Origin of the sequence: Pseudomonas sp. RSB 5.4, assembly GCF_037126175.1 — a bacterium.
Classification (GTDB): Bacteria; Pseudomonadota; Gammaproteobacteria; order Pseudomonadales; family Pseudomonadaceae; genus Aquipseudomonas; species Aquipseudomonas fluorescens_H.
This window is the reverse complement of record NZ_CP146986.1, coordinates 924,957-945,082: the sequence shown is the minus strand read 5'-3', so window position 1 is coordinate 945,082 and position 20,126 is coordinate 924,957. Positions and strand designations below refer to the sequence as shown.

Annotated in this window: 19 protein-coding genes; 12 read left to right on the top strand and 7 right to left on the bottom strand. The window is 59.8% G+C overall.

What is annotated here, in order from left to right; translation table 11 throughout:
- Position 1: 1 nt before the first annotated feature.
- The 4 genes from V9L13_RS04125 to fabI are packed head-to-tail and all read left to right on the top strand — an operon-like array spanning position 2 to position 4,522.
- Entirely contained in the window at positions 2 to 1,075 is a 1,074-nt protein-coding gene (locus V9L13_RS04125; RefSeq protein WP_003224148.1) for a microcin C ABC transporter permease YejB, read from the top strand.
- A gap of 1 nt (position 1,076) precedes the next feature.
- Positions 1,077 to 2,096 (top strand): ABC transporter permease, encoded by a 1,020-nt coding sequence (locus V9L13_RS04120; protein ID WP_003224146.1) that lies wholly within the window; start codon positions 1,077 to 1,079, stop codon positions 2,094 to 2,096.
- A 1-nt stretch (position 2,097) separates the two neighbouring features.
- Complete coding sequence (locus V9L13_RS04115; protein WP_103485053.1) at positions 2,098 to 3,708, top strand: ABC transporter ATP-binding protein; 1,611 nt, start codon at positions 2,098 to 2,100, stop codon at positions 3,706 to 3,708.
- Positions 3,709 to 3,727: 19 nt separating this feature from the next.
- Positions 3,728 to 4,522, top strand: a complete 795-nt coding sequence (fabI, locus tag V9L13_RS04110) for an enoyl-ACP reductase FabI (protein ID WP_003202751.1) — start codon at positions 3,728 to 3,730, stop codon at positions 4,520 to 4,522.
- Positions 4,523 to 4,688: 166 nt separating this feature from the next.
- Here fabI and V9L13_RS04105 read toward each other — a convergent pair whose 3' ends face one another.
- Positions 4,689 to 5,543 carry a LysR family transcriptional regulator gene (locus tag V9L13_RS04105; RefSeq protein WP_338801573.1) on the bottom strand — a complete coding sequence of 285 codons (855 nt, stop codon included), beginning with the start codon at positions 5,541 to 5,543 and terminating at the stop codon, positions 4,689 to 4,691.
- Between the two features lie 109 nt (positions 5,544 to 5,652).
- Between V9L13_RS04105 and V9L13_RS04100 the strand changes: the two genes are divergently transcribed.
- Entirely contained in the window at positions 5,653 to 6,078 is a 426-nt protein-coding gene (locus tag V9L13_RS04100; protein ID WP_103522343.1) for a VOC family protein, read from the top strand.
- Between the two features lie 364 nt (positions 6,079 to 6,442).
- Here the strand turns inward: V9L13_RS04100 and V9L13_RS04095 are convergent, their stop codons facing one another.
- The 4 genes from V9L13_RS04095 to V9L13_RS04080 form a co-directional block, all read right to left on the bottom strand.
- Positions 6,443 to 7,408, bottom strand: a complete 966-nt coding sequence (locus V9L13_RS04095; protein WP_338801572.1) for a sensor domain-containing diguanylate cyclase — start codon at positions 7,406 to 7,408, stop codon at positions 6,443 to 6,445.
- A 62-nt stretch (positions 7,409 to 7,470) separates the two neighbouring features.
- Complete coding sequence (locus V9L13_RS04090; protein WP_338801570.1) at positions 7,471 to 8,049, bottom strand: hypothetical protein; 579 nt, start codon at positions 8,047 to 8,049, stop codon at positions 7,471 to 7,473.
- Between the two features lies 1 nt (position 8,050).
- A complete protein-coding gene (locus V9L13_RS04085) occupies positions 8,051 to 10,213 on the bottom strand; it encodes a xanthine dehydrogenase family protein molybdopterin-binding subunit (RefSeq protein WP_338801569.1) in 2,163 nt (720 codons plus the stop codon).
- A 20-nt stretch (positions 10,214 to 10,233) separates the two neighbouring features.
- Positions 10,234 to 10,689 (bottom strand): (2Fe-2S)-binding protein, encoded by a 456-nt coding sequence (locus tag V9L13_RS04080; protein WP_003224136.1) that lies wholly within the window; start codon positions 10,687 to 10,689, stop codon positions 10,234 to 10,236.
- A 250-nt stretch (positions 10,690 to 10,939) separates the two neighbouring features.
- Here V9L13_RS04080 and V9L13_RS04075 point away from each other — a divergent pair, with 250 nt between their 5' ends.
- Entirely contained in the window at positions 10,940 to 11,770 is an 831-nt protein-coding gene (locus V9L13_RS04075) for an alpha/beta hydrolase (protein WP_338801568.1), read from the top strand.
- Between the two features lie 284 nt (positions 11,771 to 12,054).
- On the opposite strand, the gene V9L13_RS04070 is transcribed toward V9L13_RS04075, so the two are convergent.
- Entirely contained in the window at positions 12,055 to 12,447 is a 393-nt protein-coding gene (locus V9L13_RS04070; RefSeq protein WP_338801567.1) for a GFA family protein, read from the bottom strand.
- Positions 12,448 to 12,540: 93 nt separating this feature from the next.
- Here V9L13_RS04070 and V9L13_RS04065 point away from each other — a divergent pair, with 93 nt between their 5' ends.
- From V9L13_RS04065 to V9L13_RS04050, 4 genes are all read left to right on the top strand, one after another.
- Positions 12,541 to 13,215, top strand: a complete 675-nt coding sequence (locus V9L13_RS04065; protein ID WP_338801566.1) for a class I SAM-dependent methyltransferase — start codon at positions 12,541 to 12,543, stop codon at positions 13,213 to 13,215.
- Positions 13,216 to 13,406: 191 nt separating this feature from the next.
- Positions 13,407 to 13,910 carry a VOC family protein gene (locus tag V9L13_RS04060; RefSeq protein WP_003224132.1) on the top strand — a complete coding sequence of 168 codons (504 nt, stop codon included), beginning with the start codon at positions 13,407 to 13,409 and terminating at the stop codon, positions 13,908 to 13,910.
- Between the two features lie 35 nt (positions 13,911 to 13,945).
- The gene (locus tag V9L13_RS04055; protein WP_338801565.1) at positions 13,946 to 14,779 is read left to right on the top strand and encodes an AraC family transcriptional regulator; all 834 of its coding nucleotides are present in this window, start codon (positions 13,946 to 13,948) and stop codon (positions 14,777 to 14,779) included.
- A 60-nt stretch (positions 14,780 to 14,839) separates the two neighbouring features.
- A complete protein-coding gene (locus V9L13_RS04050) occupies positions 14,840 to 15,598 on the top strand; it encodes a DJ-1/PfpI family protein (protein ID WP_338801564.1) in 759 nt (252 codons plus the stop codon).
- A 12-nt stretch (positions 15,599 to 15,610) separates the two neighbouring features.
- Here V9L13_RS04050 and V9L13_RS04045 read toward each other — a convergent pair whose 3' ends face one another.
- Entirely contained in the window at positions 15,611 to 16,198 is a 588-nt protein-coding gene (locus V9L13_RS04045) for a LysE family translocator (RefSeq protein WP_338801563.1), read from the bottom strand.
- Between the two features lie 222 nt (positions 16,199 to 16,420).
- On the opposite strand from V9L13_RS04045, the gene V9L13_RS04040 reads away from it, so the two are divergent.
- Together V9L13_RS04040 and V9L13_RS04035 are read left to right on the top strand one after the other, a co-directional pair.
- A complete protein-coding gene (locus tag V9L13_RS04040; protein ID WP_338801562.1) occupies positions 16,421 to 16,831 on the top strand; it encodes a hypothetical protein in 411 nt (136 codons plus the stop codon).
- Entirely contained in the window at positions 16,828 to 20,103 is a 3,276-nt protein-coding gene (locus V9L13_RS04035; protein WP_338801561.1) for a hypothetical protein, read from the top strand. The genes V9L13_RS04040 and V9L13_RS04035 overlap by 4 nt, the downstream gene beginning before the upstream one ends.
- Positions 20,104 to 20,126: the final 23 nt, after the last annotated feature.

Sequence of the window (20,126 nt, the reverse complement as noted above, 5' to 3'; positions counted from 1 at the left end):
GATGCTGGCGTATATTTTTCGGCGACTGCTGCTGATCATCCCTACCCTGTTCGGCATTCTGCTGATCAACTTCGTGATCATCCAGGCCGCGCCCGGCGGCCCGGTGGAGCAGATGATCGCCAAGCTCGAAGGCTTCGAAGGCGCCACCAGCCGCATCGCCGGTGGCGGTGCCGAAGTGTCGGTGGCCGGCTCCGCCTATCGCGGCGCGCAGGGTCTGGACCCGGCGCTGATCAAGGAAATCGAGCACATGTACGGGTTCGACAAGTCGGCCCCGGAACGCCTGTGGATCATGGTCAAGAACTACGCGAAGCTGGATTTCGGCGACAGTTTTTTCCGCGACGCCAAGGTCATCGACCTGATCAAGGAAAAGATGCCGGTATCGATCTCGCTCGGGCTGTGGAGCACGCTGATCATGTACCTGGTGTCGATCCCGCTGGGGATCGCCAAGGCAACGCGGCACGGCAGCCACTTCGACGTGTGGACCAGTTCGGCGATCATCATCGGCTATGCGATTCCGGCGTTCCTCTTTGCGATTCTGCTGATCGTGGTGTTTGCTGGCGGCAGTTATCTGGACTGGTTCCCGCTACGCGGGCTGACCTCGAACAACTTCGATGAACTGAGCCTGGGCGGCAAGATCCTCGACTACTTCTGGCACCTCGCGCTGCCGGTGACGGCACTGGTGATCGGCAACTTCGCGACCATGACCCTGCTGACCAAAAACAGCTTCCTCGACGAGATCAACAAGCAGTACGTGGTCACCGCCAAGGCCAAGGGCCTGACGCGCAATCGCGTGCTCTACGGCCACGTGTTCCGCAACGCCATGCTGCTGGTGATTGCCGGGTTCCCGTCAGCGTTCATCGGCATCTTCTTCACCGGCTCGTTGCTGGTGGAAGTGATCTTCTCCCTCGACGGCCTCGGCCTGATGAGTTTCGAAGCGGCGATCAACCGCGATTACCCGGTGGTGTTCGGCACCCTGTTCATCTTCACCCTGCTCGGCCTGGTGGTGAAACTGATCGGCGACCTCACCTACACTCTGGTCGATCCGCGCATCGACTTCGCCAGCCGGGAGCATTGAGATGAACCTGTCCCCTCTCAATCGCCGCCGGTTCGAACTGTTCAAGGCCAACAAGCGTGGCTGGTGGTCGCTGTGGCTGTTCCTGATTCTGTTCGGCCTGAGCCTCGGTGCCGAGCTGATCGCCAACGACAAGCCGCTGGTGGTGCATTACGACAACCACTGGTACTTCCCGGCGATCAAGCGCTACCCGGAAACCACCTTCGGCGGCGAATTCCCGCTGGAAGCCAACTACAAGAGCCCGTACATCCGCGAACTGCTCAAGGCCAAGGATGCGTGGGTGTTGTGGGCGCCGATCCCCTACAGCTACCAGAGCATCAACTACGACCTGAAAGTCCCGGCCCCGGCCCCGCCGTCGGCGGACAACCTGCTGGGCACCGACGATCAGGGCCGCGATGTGCTGGCGCGGGTGATCTACGGCTTCCGCATTTCCGTACTGTTTGCCCTGACACTGACCGTGCTCAGCTCGATCATCGGCGTGATTGCCGGCGCGCTGCAGGGTTTCTATGGCGGCTGGGTCGATCTGGCCGGGCAACGCTTTCTGGAGATCTGGTCGGGATTACCGGTGCTGTACCTGCTGATCATCCTTGCCAGTTTCGTCCAGCCGAATTTCTGGTGGCTGCTGGGGATCATGCTGTTGTTCTCGTGGATGAGCCTGGTCGACGTGGTGCGCGCCGAGTTCCTGCGCGGGCGCAACCTCGAATACGTGCGCGCCGCGCGGGCGCTGGGCATGCAGAACGGTGCGATCATGTTCCGCCATATTCTGCCCAACGCCATGGTTTCGACCATGACCTTCATGCCGTTCATCCTCACCGGCGCCATCGGCACCCTGACTGCGCTGGATTTCCTCGGCTTCGGTTTGCCGGCCGGCAGCCCGTCGCTGGGTGAACTGGTGGCCCAGGGCAAATCCAACCTCCAGGCACCGTGGCTGGGCATTAGCGCGTTCGCCGTGCTGGCGCTGATGTTGAGTCTGCTGGTGTTTATCGGCGAGTCCGCTCGCGATGCCTTCGACCCGAGGAAGTGAAATGAATCAGGATAATCTGATCGAAGTGCGCGACCTCGCCGTCGAGTTCGGCTTGAACGAGCGGCGGCACCGAGTAGTCGAGGGCGTGAGTTTCGACATCAAGCGCGGTGAAACCCTGGCGCTGGTCGGCGAGTCCGGCTCGGGCAAATCGGTGACGGCGCACTCGATCCTGCGCCTGCTGCCCTACCCGCTGGCCCGACATCCAGCCGGCAGCATCAACTATGCGGGGCAGAATCTGCTCGGCCTGAGCGAAAAAACCATCCGCCACATCCGCGGTAACCGGATCGCGATGATCTTTCAGGAGCCGATGACCTCTCTCAACCCGCTGCATTCGATCGAGAAGCAGATCAACGAGGTGCTGGGCATCCACAAGGGCCTGACCGGTAAAGTCGCAACCAAGCGCACGCTGGAGCTTTTGGAGATGGTCGGCATCCCCGAGCCGCACAAGCGCCTCAAGGCCCTGCCCCACGAATTGTCCGGTGGCCAGCGCCAGCGAGTGATGATCGCCATGGCCCTGGCCAACGAGCCAGAGTTGCTGATCGCCGACGAACCGACCACCGCACTGGACGTGACCGTTCAGCTGAAAATCCTCGATTTGCTCAAGGAACTTCAAGCTCGATTGGGCATGTCGCTGCTACTGATCAGTCACGATTTGAACCTGGTGCGAAGAATTGCGCATCGCGTATGTGTCATGCAGCGCGGTTGCATCGTCGAACAGGCATCGTGCGCAGAGCTGTTCCGTTCGCCGCAGCATCCGTACACTCGGGAATTGCTCGGCGCGGAGCCCAGCGGAGGCCCGGCGACCAATAAAATCGGGGCGCCGCTGCTCGAAGTCGAGAACCTGAAAGTCTGGTTCCCGATCAAGAAAGGCCTGCTCAAGCGCACGGTGGATTACGTCAAGGCAGTGGACGGCATCAATTTCAGCCTGCCTCAGGGACAGACTCTGGGGATCGTGGGGGAAAGCGGTTCCGGCAAATCCACGCTGGGTCTGGCGATTTTGCGGCTGATCGGCAGCAAAGGCGCCATTCGCTTTGAGGGCAAACAGCTAGACTGCCTGACGCAGAACGAGGTTCGTCCGTTGCGTCGGGAGATGCAGGTGGTGTTTCAGGATCCGTTCGGCAGCCTGAGCCCGCGGATGTGCGTCAGCGACATCGTTGGCGAAGGCCTGCGGATTCACAAGATGGGCACCGCCGCCGAGCAGGAAGCGGCGATCATTGCGGCATTGAAGGAGGTAGGTCTGGATCCGGAAACCCGGCACCGCTACCCCCACGAATTTTCCGGTGGGCAACGGCAACGTATTGCCATTGCCCGAGCGTTAGTGCTCAAACCGGCGCTGATCCTGCTGGACGAGCCGACTTCTGCGCTCGACCGCACGGTGCAGCGGCAAGTGGTGGAGCTGTTGCGTTCACTGCAAGCCAAGTACAACCTGACGTATTTGTTCATCAGCCATGACCTGGCTGTCGTCAAAGCGCTGAGCCACCAGTTGATGGTGGTCAAGCATGGCCAAGTGGTCGAACAGGGAGCTGCGCAAGATATTTTTGCCGCCCCCAAACATCCGTATACACAGCAGTTGCTGGAAGCCGCTTTTTTGGCACCAGCCACTGCGCAATAACCTGAAAGAGGAGCAACACATGGGTTTTCTCGCCGGTAAGCGCGTACTGATCGTCGGTGTCGCCAGCAAGCTGTCCATCGCATCCGGCATCGCTGCCGCCATGCATCGCGAGGGCGCTGAGCTTGCCTTCACTTATCAGAACGACAAACTCAAGGGTCGCGTTGAAGAGTTCGCACAGGGCTGGGGTTCGAGCCCTGAGCTGTGCTTCCCGTGCGACGTGGCCAGCGATGAAGAAATCGCCAAGGTCTTCGAAGAACTGAGCAAGAAGTGGGACGGCCTGGACTGCATCGTGCACTCCGTCGGCTTCGCCCCGGGCGACCAACTGGACGGCGACTTCACCGAAGCCACCACCCGTGAAGGTTTCCGCATCGCTCACGACATCAGCGCCTACAGCTTCGTGGCCCTGGCCAAGGCTGGCCGCGAAATGATGAAAGGCCGCAACGGCAGCCTGCTGACCCTGTCGTACCTGGGCGCCGAGCGCACCATGCCTAACTACAACGTGATGGGCATGGCCAAGGCTTCGCTGGAAGCTGGCGTGCGTTACCTGGCGGGCTCCCTGGGCCCGGACGGCACCCGCGTCAACTGCGTATCGGCTGGCCCGATCCGTACCCTGGCAGCCTCGGGCATCAAGAACTTCCGCAAGATGCTGGCCGCCAACGAAGCGCAAACTCCGCTGCGCCGCAACGTCACCATCGAAGAAGTCGGCAACGCCGGCGCCTTCCTGTGCTCCGACCTGGCGTCGGGCATCAGCGGTGAAATCATGTACGTCGACGGCGGCTTCAACACCACCGCGATGGGCAATATCGAAGAGTAATCTTCGGTCTGCCGATAAAAAACCCGCCAATCGGCGGGTTTTCTGTGCCTGGAACACTATCCCCCTGTGGGAGCGGGCTTGCTCGCGAAGGCATTCCTTCAGGCAATTACTCATGGCCTGACACACCGCTTTCGCGAGCAAGCCCGCTCCCACAGGGGATTGGGGATTACTCGAGGCACTGCGCAAACAGTTTTTGAATCGGCTGATTACGCTGGCTATAGCGCTGCAACAGGACCATCTCGCGGTAGAACGTCAGCTCACCCAGCTCGATCACCCTGACCTTGAGCGGATGCTCCAGCCACAATCCGGCCTTGGGCAACAGCGAAACGCCCAGCCCGGACTCGACCATCTTCACGATCGCTTCCAGCTCATCCAGCTCCAGCGCCACGTCAACCTCGATCCGCTGCTCGCGCAAAAACCGCGTCACCAACCGCCCGCCGAATGAATTGCGGTCATAGCGCACCTGCGGCTGTTCGGCGAGCAGGCGCAGCGGATCGTCGCCCTCGACTTGCAGCGGCACGATCAGCACAAACGGCTCGCGACGAATCACCGTCGCCGACAACTCCTTGGGCAGCTCGAACGGCGGCTTGATCATGATCGCCAGATCCACCTCGCCGGCATCGACCTGACTCAACAGATTCAGCGACACCCCCGGCACCAGTTTCGGCTCAAGCCCCGGAGCCTGCTGACGCAAGCGCAACAGCGCCTGGGGCAACAACCCGGTTTGCGCGGTGGCCACCGCGCCGATTTTCAACTCGCCGCGAAACTCGCTGACATCCTCGCTCTCGCCCATACGGCTGAAGATCGCCAGCATCTCTTGAGCCATCGGCAAGGCGCGCTGCCCGGCCGGATTGAGCGTCGCCTGGCGGCCAGTGCGATCAAACAGTCGAATGCCCAAGGCCTGTTCGAGATTGCGGATCTGCGCGCTGACCGCCGATTGTGTCAGGCCGATGTGCAAACCGGCGGCAGCAAACGTGCCGTGGCGCGCCACCGCGAGAAAGGTCTTGAGTTCACGCAGCATGCACACCTCGACTGATCGAAATAATTTGAGCTCGGCGCAAAAACTATCGTCTTTCAATCACATTTCACAGCACTAAACTCAATCCACTTCCCCTGATCGAGAATCCCCCATGCAGCTCAGCCCTTTTCATCTGGCCATCCCCGTCTATGACCTGGCCGCCGCACGGCACTTTTACCGCGAAGTCTTCGGGCTGGAGGAAGGTCGTTCCAGCGAGCATTGGGTCGACTTCAATTTCTTCGGCCATCAACTGGTGATTCATCTGGCGCCAAAAAACGCTTCCCAGGAAGCCGCACACACCAATGCGGTGGACGGGCATGACGTGCCGGTGCCGCATTTCGGGGTGGTGCTGGGGATGGCGCAGTGGCAGGCGCTGGCCGAACGCCTGACGTCGCTGGGCACGCGGTTCGTGATTGAGCCGGGGATCCGCTTTCAGGGATTGGTGGGCGAACAGGCGACGATGTTTCTGTACGACCCGTGCGGCAATGCGCTGGAATTCAAGGCGTTCAAAGACATCGGGCAGTTGTTTGCCAAATAGAGCATCGCTGGCAAGCCAGCTCCCACAGGTGTCTGCGCAGTACCGGGATTTCGTGAACACCCGAGAAACCTGTGGGAGTGGGCTTGCTCACGAAGAGACCATCACATTCAACATCGATATCGCCTGACCAGACGCCTTCGCGAGCAAGCCCGCTCCCACAGGGGGCCTGCGCAGCACCGGGGTTTCGTGAACACCCGAGAACCTGTGGGAGTGGGCTTGCTCACGAAGAGGCCAGCACATTCAACATCGATATCGCCTGACCAGATGCTTTCGCGAGCAAGCCCGCTCCCACAGGGGATCAGCGACAAACCTGAAATACTCCACCGAAACCTGTGGGAGCTGGCTTGCCAGCGATGAGGCCGAATCAGCGCCGTTTCAACGCCTGCTTGTGCGTATACATGGCCTCGTCGGCATCGGCCAGCAGCCGATCCACCGTGTCATGCCGTCGGGAATCGTATTCGATCTGGCCGACGCTGAAGCGAATGTCGTAGCCGCGCTGCAGCATCGCATTGCGCTCGTCGAGGATTTCCTTGAGCCGCGCCATGATCGCCGTGGTTTCGACGTGACTGGAGCCGGTCAGCAGCGCCACGAACTCATCGCCGCCCAAGCGCCCGATCACATCGCTTTCGCGAAAAGCGATGCGCAGCACGTCGGCGAAGGTCTTCAGCGCACTGTCGCCCTCGGCATGGCCGTAGCGATCGTTGATCTGCTTGAAATCATTGAGATCGAAAAACAGCAGCGTCGCCGGTTTGTCCCGGTGTTTGCAGGCGTCCAGCGCATGCTGGGCCAGAGTCTTGAAGCCACGGCGGTTGGACAGCAGCGTCAGCTCATCCATGCTCGCCATCTGCACCGCCATCAATTCCTGCTCGGCCATGCCGGCGAGGTCGCGCAACAGGGCGCGCTCCTCGTCGTCGAGTTCCCGCGGTCTGGTGTCGATCAGGCACAGCGTGCCCATTTTGTTGCCATTGGGCACCGTCAGCGGGTAGCCGGCATAGAAACGAATCTTCGGCTCGCCGGTGACCAGCGGATTGTCGTGAAAGCGCTCGTCCTCCTTGGCATCAGCCACCAACAGCAGTTCGTTCTGAAGGATCGCATGGCCGCAGAATGACACATCCCTCGGCGTTTCACTGACGCCCAGCCCCACGCAAGACTTGAACCACTGACGATCGCTACCCACCAACGTCACCAAGGCAATCGGCACGTTGAACAGGCGCTTGGCCAGCCGCGTAAGCCGGTCGAAACGCTCCTCCGGCGCGGAGTCGAGGACATTCAAGCCGTGCAGCGCTTGAATTCGGGTGGCTTCATTGGCGGGTTTGATCGGGGCCAGCATCACGCACTCCATCAGGGTCAATGACCGTTAGAGTAGCCTGATTCGCCAGCGACTCACACACATCAACCGCCCGCCACCGGACACGGGCCGCCCGCGTCGGCCCAAAGCTTGAACTGAGCCACAAAAATGTCATGCGGCACCGGCACCGGCGCGCGCCCTGCTCCGGGGTTCCAGCCCCACAGCACCAACTTGTCATCGCTGACATGTTTTATCAGCGCGGCGAAATCCCGGTCGCCGTTGCTCGAACGATCCTTGATCATTGCGCACAACTTGTCCGGTGGCAGGCCGATCCACGCCATTTTGTGCGCCGCCGGTGGCAGGCTCCAGTGCGGCGCACCCGGTGGCGCATGCGGGCCATAACTGTCGGGCGGGTTGCTCTCGGCGTGACAGGTGGCGCAGGGCAAACCGGCGGCGCCCTTGCCGTCCATGCCGCGCACCACGTTCATCGCGTGCGGTTTGCCCGCATCGAACTGCAGCGGCGAGTCGCCGGGAATGTGACAGTTCTGGCAGCGCGGGCTCTGGAACACCTTCTGCACCGTACCGAACGCCTTGAGCGCCTCCTGATCATCGGCAAACAGGTCCGATGCGTAGCCGCCCAGCCCCAGCAAGATCATGGTGCCCAACAGCAGATGTCGTTTCATCTCACACCCCCGCCAGTTGCAGCGGCAGTTCACGCAACCGTTGCCCGGTCAGCGCATACACCGCGTTGGCCACCGCCGGCGCGGTGGGCGGCACCCCGGCCTCGCCGATGCCGCCGGGTTTGTCGCTGCTGGGCACGATATGCACCTCGACCAGCGGCATCTCGTTGAGCCGCAGCACCTGATAGTCGTGATAGTTGGATTGCACCACCGCGCCGTCCTTGACCGTCAGTTTGCTGTGTAGCGCCATGCCCAGGCCAAAGGTGATGCACGATTCCATCTGCGCCGCGATGCTCTGCGGATTGACCGCGATCCCGCAATCCACCGCACACACCACGCGGTGCACGCGGATCGCCAGATTGTCCTGCGAGACCTCGGCCACCTGCGCCACATAACTGCCGAACGACTCATGCACCGCCACGCCCAACGCATGCCCGTCCGGCAATGGCGCTTGCCAGTTGGCCTTCTCCACCGCCAGATTCAGCACCCCGAGATGGCGCGCATGATCCTTGAGCAAAGTGCGTCGGTATTCGACCGGATCCTTGTTCGCGGCGGCGGCCATTTCATCGATCAGCGACTCCATGACGAACGCGGTGTGGCTGTGCCCCACCGAACGCAGCCACAGCACATTGATCCCGGTCTGCGGCGAATGCAGCTCGACCTGTTGATGGGCCAGGCCTTTGATATACGGGCTGTCGGCCACGCCTTCGACCGACGTCGGGTCGATGCCGTTCTTGACCATGGTCGCTTCCAGCAGAGTGCCGGTCATGATCGACTGGCCGACCAGCACATGCTGCCAGCTCAGCGGCATGCCCTGCCCGTCCAGGCCGATGCGCGCCTGATGCAGGAACATCGAGCGGTAATACCCGCCACGAATGTCATCCTCGCGCGACCACACGGTTTTCACCGGCATCCCGGCAGCCTTCGCCACTTGCACCGCTTCGGCGACGAAGTCCGAGGTCGGATTGGCCCGGCGCCCGAAACCGCCGCCAAGAAACTCGGTGTGAATCTCCACTTGCTCGGGTTTGAGTCCGGTGATCTTGCCGGCGACCATTTGATCGAGGGTCTGGAATTGCGTGCCGGTCCAGATCTCGCATTTTTCGGCGCTGATCTTCACCGTACAGTTCAGCGGTTCCATCGGTGCATGCGCCAGATACGGCACGCTGTACTCGACGTCGATTTTCTTCGCCGCCTTGTCGAAGTTGCCTTTCGGATCCCCAGCCTGGCTGGCGGAAGTCCCCGGTGTCGCTGCCAGTTTGCGGAAGCTGTCGAGCAAGCCCTGGCTGCTCAGATCCGTATGCGGCCCCAGATCCCAATCGACTTTTAATGCATCACGACCGAGTTTCGCCGCCCAGTAATGATCGGCAATCACCGCCACGCCCGTCGGTACTTGCACCACTTTGTGCACGCCGGGGACCGCCAGCGCCTCGGCGCCTTCGAAGGATTTGACCGTCGCGCCGAACACCGGTGCACGGGCGACCATCGCGGTCATCAAACCGTCGAACTGCACGTCCATGCCGAACTTGGCGCGGCCGGTGATTTTCTCCGGGGTATCGAGGCGTTTGGTCGGCTTGCCGATGACCTTCCAGTCTTTGGCCTCCTTGAAGGTGATCGACTTGGGATCCGGCACAGGCAGTTGCCCGGCGGCGTCCGCCAGTTCGCCGTAAGTCGCGCGTTTATCGCCGGCGATCACCACGCCCGATTCAGTACGAATGGCTGAAGGCGCGACATCGAAACGCTTGGCCGCCGCCTCCACCAGCATCTGTCGCGCCGTGGCCCCGGCGAGTCGGTAACGGTCGAACTCCATCCAGGTCGAGGTCGAACCGCCGGTAATCTGCATCCCGCCAAACGCCGGCATGCCGTAATCGGCCGCCGAGGCCGGCGAGTGTTCGACGCGGATCGTTGACCAGTCGGCGTCCAGCTCTTCGGCGATCAGCATGGTCAGGCCGGTCCAGATGCCCTGGCCCATTTCCGAATGCCCGAGCAACACCGTCACGCTGTTGTCGGCGGCGATGCGTAAAAACGCATTCGGCGCGAAGACCTTGCCTTCATTCTCCGCCGCCATGGCAAACCGATGGGCACCGGGGACCACGAACGCCACCACCAGACCGCCACCCAGCACGGCACTGCCCTTGAGAAATCCGCGACGCGATACAGGACTGTTCATCACCCTTCTCCCAACATGCATCAACCGATTTCGGACGCGCGCTTAACCGCCGCACGGATCCGTGGATAGGTGCCGCAGCGGCAAATGTTGCCGGAGAGCGCCTGATCGATATCGCTGTCGGTCGGTTTGGGGATTTTCGCCAGCAGCGCGGCGGCAGACATGATCTGCCCCGACTGGCAGTAACCGCACTGCACCACATCGAGTTCGGCCCAGGCCTGCTGCACCGGGTGCGAGCCATCGGTCGAAAGGCCTTCGATGGTGAGAATTTTCTGGCCGTGGGCCACGGCGGTGGCGGGCGTGATACAGGCACGCAACGGTGCGCCATCGACGTGTACGGTGCAGGCGCCACACTGGGCCATGCCACAGCCGAATTTGGTACCGGTCAGGTGCGCAACGTCACGCAGGACCCAGAGCAACGGCATGTCGGCCGGCACATCGAGCTCCTGATCCTTGCCATTGATATTCAAGGTCAGCATCGGGGATTTTCCTCAGACTCACGGTGTTCTGAAGGGGCGTCGCTACGGCCATCGAAGCCTGTGCGCGCCTCGGCTTATCCCTTTCAGCAAAGTCTAATTTGCGCGCGACGCCAGACGTTGCGACCACCGGTCATGCCTCAACGCAAAAATGTCGACTTTAATCTTCTGGCTGATAACGGCGCTCATCCGAACCATCACGACCGGTCTGCGACGAGCGCGGTAACCCTCACCTTGGTCAGGAGTCGCGAACATGGGATTTGTCAACACCAAAGACGGCGTCGAAATTTTCTACAAGGACTGGGGCCCGAAGGACGCCCCGGTGATCCACTTCCACCACGGCTGGCCGCTCAGCTCGGATGACTGGGACGCGCAGATGCTGTTCTTCCTGGGCCAGGGCTTTCGGGTGATTGCCCACGACCGTCGTGGGCACGGACGCTCGAGCCAGGTCTGGGACGGCCATGACATGGACCATTACGCCGACGATGCGCTGGCAGTGGTCACACATCTGGGGGTGAAGAACGTGGTGCATGTCGGCCACTCCACCGGCGGCGGCGAGGTCATCCACTACATCGCCCGGCATGGACAGCACAACGTCGCCAAAGGCGTGCTGATCAGCGCGGTGCCGCCACTGATGGTCAAGACCGAGAGCAATCCGGGCGGATTGCCGAAATCGGTGTTCGACGATTTTCAGGCGCAACTGGCGGCCAATCGCGCGCAGTTCTACCGGGATATCCCCAGCGGCCCGTTCTACGGCTACAACCGCCCCGGTGCCAAGCCTTCCGAGGGGATCATCGGCAACTGGTGGCGTCAGGGCATGATCGGCGGCGCCAAGGCACATTACGACGGGATCGTCGCGTTCTCGCAGACCGATTTCACCGAAGATTTGAAGAAGGTCACCGTGCCGGTGCTGGTGATGCATGGCGAGGATGATCAGATTGTGCCGTATGCGAACTCGGGGCCTTTGTCGGCGAAGTTGCTGCCAAATGGCACGTTGAAGTCGTATCCGGGGTTTCCGCACGGGATGCCGACGACTGAGGCAGCGACGATCAATGCCGATTTGCTGGCCTTTATTCGCGGCTGAAATTCGAGCGTTTCATGCTCCCGCGGAGGTGATCAGAGATCTGCAGGAACCACACATCATTGTGGGAGCTGACTTGCCAGCGATGGCGGTGGGTCAGGCAACATCAACTGTGGATGTGCCGGCCCCATCGCTGGCAAGCCAGCTCCCACAGGCTTTCAGGTGGTTGCTGAATACTCGGACACAACAGGACCGTGTGGGAGCCAGCCTGCTGGCGAAGGCAATCGGTCAATCAATGATGGGGTGGCTGACCCACCGCATTCGCGAGCAGGCTCGCTCCTACAAGGTTATGCCTCGGAACGCCCCGTCCCTTCGCGATCACGTTCGTAGTGGTGCGCCAGCGGCAGCGCCGGCAACCAGGCCTCACGACGGATAGTCCACAACTCATAAGTCGGCTTGAACTGGTTCGGCGCGTCCAGCGAGCCGACATTCACTTCAATTTCATCTCCCGAACGTGCAAGTACCGGTGAACCACAGCGCGGACAGAACACTCGCCCTTGATACTCGCCGGTTTTGCCGCTGACGGTCACCGCATTCTCGGGAAATATCGCCGAGGCATGGAACAACGCACCGTGGTGCTTTCGGCAATCGAGACAGTGGCAGATGCCGACGCGGTAAGGTTGGCCCGATGCTTCGAAACGCACATCGCCGCACAGGCAACCGCCAGTTAATGGGGTCATGGTGTCTATCCTCTGCCAGACTCTGTTCAGCTTTTGAACATAGCAGGCGCATCAGCGAACGCTCACAATCTGCCTTTTACCGGAGACAGCGCCATGCCTTCACCCGAATCCACCCTTCTGCAGAGCTGGCACGACAACGCCGATGCCTGGATCGAAGTGATCCGCAGCGGTGCCATCGAAAGCCGTCAGCAGGTCACCGATCAGGCGATCCTGCTGGCGATCATGAGCCGTCAACCCGCGCGCGTGCTGGATCTGGGTTGCGGTGAAGGCTGGTTGTTGCGGGCGCTGGCGGATCGCGGTATCGATGCGGCGGGTGTCGATGGCGATGCAACGCTGATCGAGGCAGCACGTGAGGCCGGTTCGGCCAAGGTGCATGTCGCCAGTTATGAGGCGCTGGTCGACGCCCGGGTCGATGTCGGCAGTGATTACGATTTGGTCTGCGCTAATTTCTCGCTGCTGCATCAGGACATCATTGCGCTGCTCGCCGCGATGAATGCGTTGCTGGTTCCGGGCGGCACCATGATCATTCAGACCCTGCATCCGTGGGCCGTGGCGGCTGGCGATTATCAGGATGGCTGGCGTGAAGAATCCTTCGCCGGGTTCAAGGGCCAGTGGCAGCCGATGCCGTGGTATTTCCGCACGCTGTCGAGTTGGCTGAATGCCTTGGACATGGCGGGGTTCAGACTGGTCGGCCTGCACGAACCGCAGCATCCGCAAAGTGCGGCGCCGCAGTCCCTGTTGATGATTGCCGAGCAGCGCCCCTTGTAGGAGTGAGCCTGCTCGCGATGGCGTAGGCTCAGGCAACACCAACGCCTGTACCAACGTCATCGCGAGCAGGCTCACTCCTACAGGGGTTTGTGTTCGACCGCGAAGCACTTGTCGATCTACGGCACCGCCACTCGACCAAGGACTGACTACGCTGATTATCCTGCGTGTCTAACCTGCCGAGGATGACTGCCATGCAACGCTTTCAAAAACTCACACCGTGCCTGTGGTTCGATGATCAGGCCGAAGCTGCTGCGAAGTTCTATTGCTCGGTTTTCGATCATTCGAAAATCACCGGCCTGACCCACTACAGCAAGGTCGGCCAGGAATTTCACGGCAAGCCGGAAGGTGCGGTGATGACTGTCAGTTTCGAACTCGACGGCCAGACCTTCACCGGCCTCAACGGCGGGCCGATGTTCAAGTTCAGTGAAGCCATATCGTTTCAGGTCAATTGCCAGAATCAGGAAGAAGTCGACCACTTCTGGGGCAACCTGTCGGCCGGCGGCCCGGTTGAGGCCCAGCAATGCGGTTGGCTCAAGGACAAGTTCGGGGTGTCGTGGCAGATTGTACCGGTGGCCTTCATGCACATGATGCAAGACCCCGACACCACTAAGTCGCAAAGGGCGATGCAGGCCATGTTCAAGATGAAAAAACTCGACATCGCCGAACTTGAGCGGGCCTTTGCCGGCCAGAGCTAATACACTCCGGTTCTGGCCTGCCGGGAACAATAACGATGAAACACGCCGCCGCCAAAAGCCCTGAAAAAGCGCCACACTTCTGGCGTGACGACGCCCTGCCCTTCATCGAAGCGCGGGCTATCGCCGATGGCCGTGAGGTCTGCTACGCGCGCCATTCCCATGCGCATTTTTCCATCGGTGCGATCACCGCCGGGCGCAGCATTTATGTGCATGAGCAATCGACGTTCGACGTCGCCGCCGGCACCGTGGTGCTGATGAATCCGGGCGATGTGCACGCCTGCAATCCGATCGATAATCAGCCGTGGTCGTATCTGATGTTGTATGTGGAAACGCCGTGGCTGACGGACTTGCAGCATCAGTTGGGGTTCAGTAACGAGCTTGAGTTCCGCCGATTTTCCAGCACGCACTTGAATGACGCTCGGCTGTTCCGGGCGCTGCAAGGGTTGTACGCCACACTGGTCGATGAGCAGCAGGATGTACTGCGTAAACAGAGCGCAGCGGTAGAGTTTTTCAGCGACCTGCAGCTGCGCCTGAACCCGGCGGAACAACCGTTGCGCGAGCCGAATTTCAAGCTCGAACGCGCCGCCGATTTCATTCGTGAACACTGCACCGATCTGCTCAGCCTGGAGGACATCTGCACGGCGGCGCAGCTGTCGCCCTCGTACCTGATCCGCGCCTTCAAGCAGCTTTACGGCATGACCCCGCACGCGTTCGTGGTCAACCAGCGCATCCAGTTCGCCCGCGAACGCCTGCGCAGCGGCCAGTTGATTGCCGATGTCGCCCTTGAAGCAGGGTTTGCCGATCAAGCGCACTTCCAGCGCGCGTTCAAACAGCATCTGGCCGCGACACCCGGCCAATATCGCGGCTGACAGTCAAAATCGACTACGCTCCAGATCAGCGGCCAATCCCGGCCCGGGAGTTTGCTCTGGATGATTCTGATTCTGTTGCCGTCCGCCGATTACGACCCGACTGAAAGCAGCGTGCCGTGGCAGGCGCTGCACAACGCGGGCATCGACGCCCGTTTTGCCACGCCGCAAGGCCTGCCTGCCTACGCCGATTCACGGTTGGTGAGCGTTGGATTCGGGCCGCTGAACCCGATGCTGATGACGCGCAAGGCCGACCTGGACAGTTACGCCCGGATGATCGACAGCGCGGCATTTCTTCAACCGCTGGCGTATGCCGATGTCGACCCGTCTCAGTTCGACGGTCTGCTGATTCCCGGCGGTCATGCCAAAGGTATGCGCAGCCTGCTGGAGTCCGGACAGGCACGGCAAATCGCCCTGCAGTTTTTCAAGGCACAAAAACCCGTGGCGGCGGTGTGTCATGGCGTGCTGTTACTGGCCCGCACCCTTGACCCTGACACCGGACGTTCGGTGTTGTTCGGGCGCAAGGTCACAGCGTTGCTGGCGGCCACCATGGAGTTACCGGCCTGGCTGATGACCTGCGCCTGGTTGGGGCGTTACTTCCGCACTTACCCGCAGACCGTCGAGGCAGAGGTGACTGCCGCACTGTCGCGCCAATCCGACTTTGTACGCGGTCCCCTCATCGCCAGACGGGATAGCGCAAAAGCGCCGCAAACAGGGTTCGTGGTGCGCGACGGCAATCTGCTGACGGCGCGCTGGCCCGGTGATTGCCATCGCTTCGCCAAAGAATGGGTCGCCATGCTGCAAGCACGATCGGCTGGGTGAATGACACGAGACTTATGGCAACAACAGATAAATCGCACTCGCCGCCAGTAACAAAGCCATGAACCGATTGAACAGGCGCATCCCCGCCGAATTGCCCAAATACCCACGTAAAAACGTCCCGGCATACACCCAGCAGCCCACTGACAGATAGCAGATCACCAGATACACCGCCGCAAACTGCCAGACCAGCCGCGCCTCGCCATCGGCGACAAACGCACCCATCCCTGCCACGCAAGCCAGCCAGGCTTTCGGGTTGAGCCATTGCATCACCGCGCCGTACAACATCGACGGCGCACGACCCGCCTCGCCGGCATGCAACTGGCCGTCATCGGCAGCCAGTTTCCAGGCCATGAACAACAGAAACGTCACCCCGGCCAGTTGCACCAACCGGGTCAGGAATGGCCACAATTTCAGGACTTCATGCAGTCCCAGGCCCATCAGCACCAGCAACAACACAAACCCCAGCGTCGCCCCCGCCACGTGGCGCTGACTGGCTCGAAAGCCGAACTGCGCACCGGAACTCAGCGCGACGATATTCACCGGTCCCGGGGTTATGGACGCCACCAGCGCAAACGCCGCCATCGACACAATCAGACTCATTACACACCTGCCGCAGATTGGGGAGAAAGAGACTCAGGCTAACTAAGGCATGGCCTCCTGTATTGAACAAAATTGCCCTCAAAATGACCGGCATGAAACATACATTGAAACCAATACTGCAAAACAAGCCCTGACTGCGCCGATATAGTCGCCACGCGAAAGCAGACTTCCGCTGCACTCGTTATTTGCCCCGCCTATAAACCATGGATGGACTGACACCCAATGACAATTTCAACCAATCTTTTTACCCCAGCCCCCTTATCAAGCGAGCAACTTGAGCGTCGCGCCATTGCACAGACAATCAGAGAAACACTCGAAAAGCTGGAAAAAGACAAGGACAACCGCAACTACTATTACCACACCAACCTGGTTGATAGTGAGCAACTGTCCATATCGATTCTTGAGGGCAGTCAATTCAACCAAACGCATTTCTCGGCACATATCGTCCTGCGCCAACTGGTACGGCAACCGCAATTCGTTGCAATCGTCGACGCGTTGAAAATCAATGATGCCAACTGGACACTGGTCAATAAAGAGGGCGAAATCTTTCAGGTCCATGAAGTCGAAAAAAAGACGGGACGTTTATCGAGCGCATCGATATCACCCAGCAGGTCAACGCGATTGATTCGTTGAAACCCGACCTGCAACTGCTGGCCAGCAGTGCAGTCATGACGGGTGACATCGTGTCTTCAAGCGACCGTCTGCCGTTGCTCAACTGGCTGCAGTTCCAGCAACTGAACCTGCCCAAGACCGTGGAACAGTTTGAAAACCTGATCGCCTGGCTGGAACTGACGTTGCCGCCGGCGCCCGCGCATGGCAACTACTGGGGGACATCCAACGAAACCGGCGCAACAGAGCTGTGCATCGATGAGGATCAGCAATCAACTATCTATCAGGTCATCCATAAGCTGATGGACAAGGGCGAGCCGCGCCCGGAACCGCTGATCAATTATCTGGCCGGTGCCCTGCTCAAGAAAGAGACGCCGACAGCCCTGATTGAATACCCGCGTCGCGCCTGGGCTCTGTTGCTCGAGACCGAAGAAGCCAAGGCTTTCGTCCAGTCCTGCTTCGAAGCGTTGAACGGACCGTCCATGGCCAATGCAACTGTGCTGAGCATCGAGCAGCGCAGTCGCCTGCTGGTTGCAGCAATCATGCTGGATTTGTCATTGGGTCGCGAGGACAAGAACCAGAACTTCATCGAGCAGAATATCTATAACCCGGGTTACGTGCAGGCTACCTCCGCCGAGGTCAACCTGGCACTGGAACAGGCACTCGGTCGTCGACGCATCAAGGAGTATGCGGTGCCCCTGACGCTGGAACTGATCCTCGCCGGACTGGCGCCGGAGTTTCTGGTCAGGACACCCGCGACTGTGCAGATCGGCACATCAGCCTGGATAATTCTGCGCAAAGCGGTACGCCTGGCCGAGAGCATCGCACCAGGCCTGTCCCGTCAGATGTCCTACGACAAGCTACTTGAATTGGGCGCGATTCTGCCCACCAGTGCGCAACAGCAGACGCTGCATGACTGGGCTAACCTGCAAGGCATCATCGACTGGTCGATGCTGAATGGCCTGGAGCCGGAAAATGCCAATGACCTGCCAACCCAGGAGCTCTTCAAGCAGGCCGCCACGCACTACAACGCCCACATCGAAGCGGTCAGTACAGCGCTGACAACAATCGCCACCCCACCGGTCAGCCGCCGCAAACTGGCTAAAGACGAGCTGTACGACATTGGTTGCGACCCAATGACGCAAATAGCGTTGCCGGTCGAACACGGAGCCAAACGCCACTATCATTCCGTGCTTGATGTCTATATGACCCGCGACCTGCTGTTCAAAAAGGGCTATGACAAGCAATCTGGCACAAGCATTTATAAAGAGTTTCCTGAACTCCTGGAATTCGAACCGATCAACTCTCTTTACAAGGCAAAGATAAAGGAGCACTTCGAGCAATACAAATCGGCAATCAATACAACTGTGCGCCTGGCACTTTGCCGATTGCCAATGGAAGAACGGATGGCACTTGAATTTGGAAAAACCGCCATCTTCAGCGTGCGCGATTTTTCGATACAGATCCCGATAACCAGCAGCTATGTGCCCTTTGATCCACGTGAAACGGCGCGTTTCGGCAGCGTGGTGTTTTGCAAGTATGGATTGCAGTTTTACTGCTTTGAAATATTCCCCCTGCAAGGCATTTGCCGCAACAATCCGGCTCTTGCTGAAGCTTACATCCGCGGCCAGACACTCGATGAGATCGGATGGTTTACCGTATCGCCAAATGGCAACAACGACTTCAAGTCGCTGACATATCTTTATACGCAAATCGAGAAAAGCGCCTACTTCGAAGGCGAGTCCCCCTTGGGCGAGGAGTCGCGCGGCAAACCGGGCATCATCCTCGAACGATTTGCAGAATTCGATGAACCTGACGACGCGCCACCCTTTATGCGTAGCCCTATTCAAAGTTTCAACTCGGAGCGTTTCAACAAGATCGGCGAAATCATTGCCGAACATAATCCCCCGACCCATTACGATCAGTTTTATGCAACCGGTTACGACAAACCCGCTCTGGAGAAGAAACATGATGACCACGACAACGCCATCGAAGCCGTTCTCGACGTCGTCATCCCGTTCCGCCAGTGCATCAGAGGCCTGTCCTCCAGTGACCCGGATCTTCGCAGCGGCGCCATCTTCAGTTGTGTCATGGACCTTACCGCGATCCTCTTCATCTTTGCCGGAGCCATCGGGCCGTTCAGCAAAGCGCTGGGCAGCACTTCAAAACTATTAAGCCTGAGCAAGGTCGGTGCAAGCGTTGCGCTGTCAGTGTTCAATCCGCTCGATGGCGTTCCGAAGCTGGCCTACGGTGGTGCCAGGCTGGTCGGCAGAGGCGCGATGAAGCTCAGCCATTTCGGCCATACCGTCATCCGGGCAGGAGCCGGACAACTTCGAGCGCTGAGCAGTACCAGCAGCGGCTCGTACGATCTGGTCAAGGCATTGAGCAAGACCGGGGTTGCAGCGGAGATTCGCATGACACTGCCGACGCTGGCGCATGCACGGGCATTGTTCAAGGATGATGCACTCGAAACAGTCGAACAGCTCGTCACACGACTGAGCCAGGACGTTATTTCCATACCCAAGGGCGGCAATGCAACAGAACTGCAGCATCTGTTCAACGCTGCAACGAGGGAAGCGACTCAGTCCTCAAAGGGATTCCAGCAACTGGAATCGTTAATAGGTCATGCCGCGGCGAACGACGTGCTGATTAGCTTCACCAAAAGCAAAGGCCCCCGGTTCAACGGCACGAAGTTCACTACAAACGCTGGTGACTATTCGGAAATACTCGGATCCATGGCCGAGCTTGAATCCAGAAAAGTCATCTATCTGAAGAATCACCAGCAAAGCGTCTTGAAGCTGGATCTGGGCAAGCCACCCTACAGCGACGTGATGCCCGAAACGGCGTTCAACCCGCAGGGTTTCACCGACAATGCGCAGAGAGCCGGAGCCTGGATGGTCAAGGGTTCGACCTCCGACAACAAACTGGAGCACATTGTTACGATCCTGCGGGAGTACTCGAGCAACAATAAATCGCTCACCGATGCGACCGTGGTCAAAGAGATCCATGATCGACTGGTTCCTCAACTGGCGGGGTCCGTGCGCGAGGTAGGACAGCCAACAAAATATGGTGGCAGCGCCAGCGGTTTTGCTGCGCTGGAACAACATCTGAAAACGCTCGACACCGCCCATGAGCACTTCGACAAACACTTGCTGGCGGCCATCGCCGGTTTTCAAGGCTTCGGGGACGGCAATGGCCGTACCGCCAGCGCGGTGTACGCGATCAACCAGCTACGCAACAATCGATTTGTACCGATGCCGAAACACGTGTTCATGTCGTTGACCGATCTGGGCTAACCACTCGAAATCCGTGCCCCGTT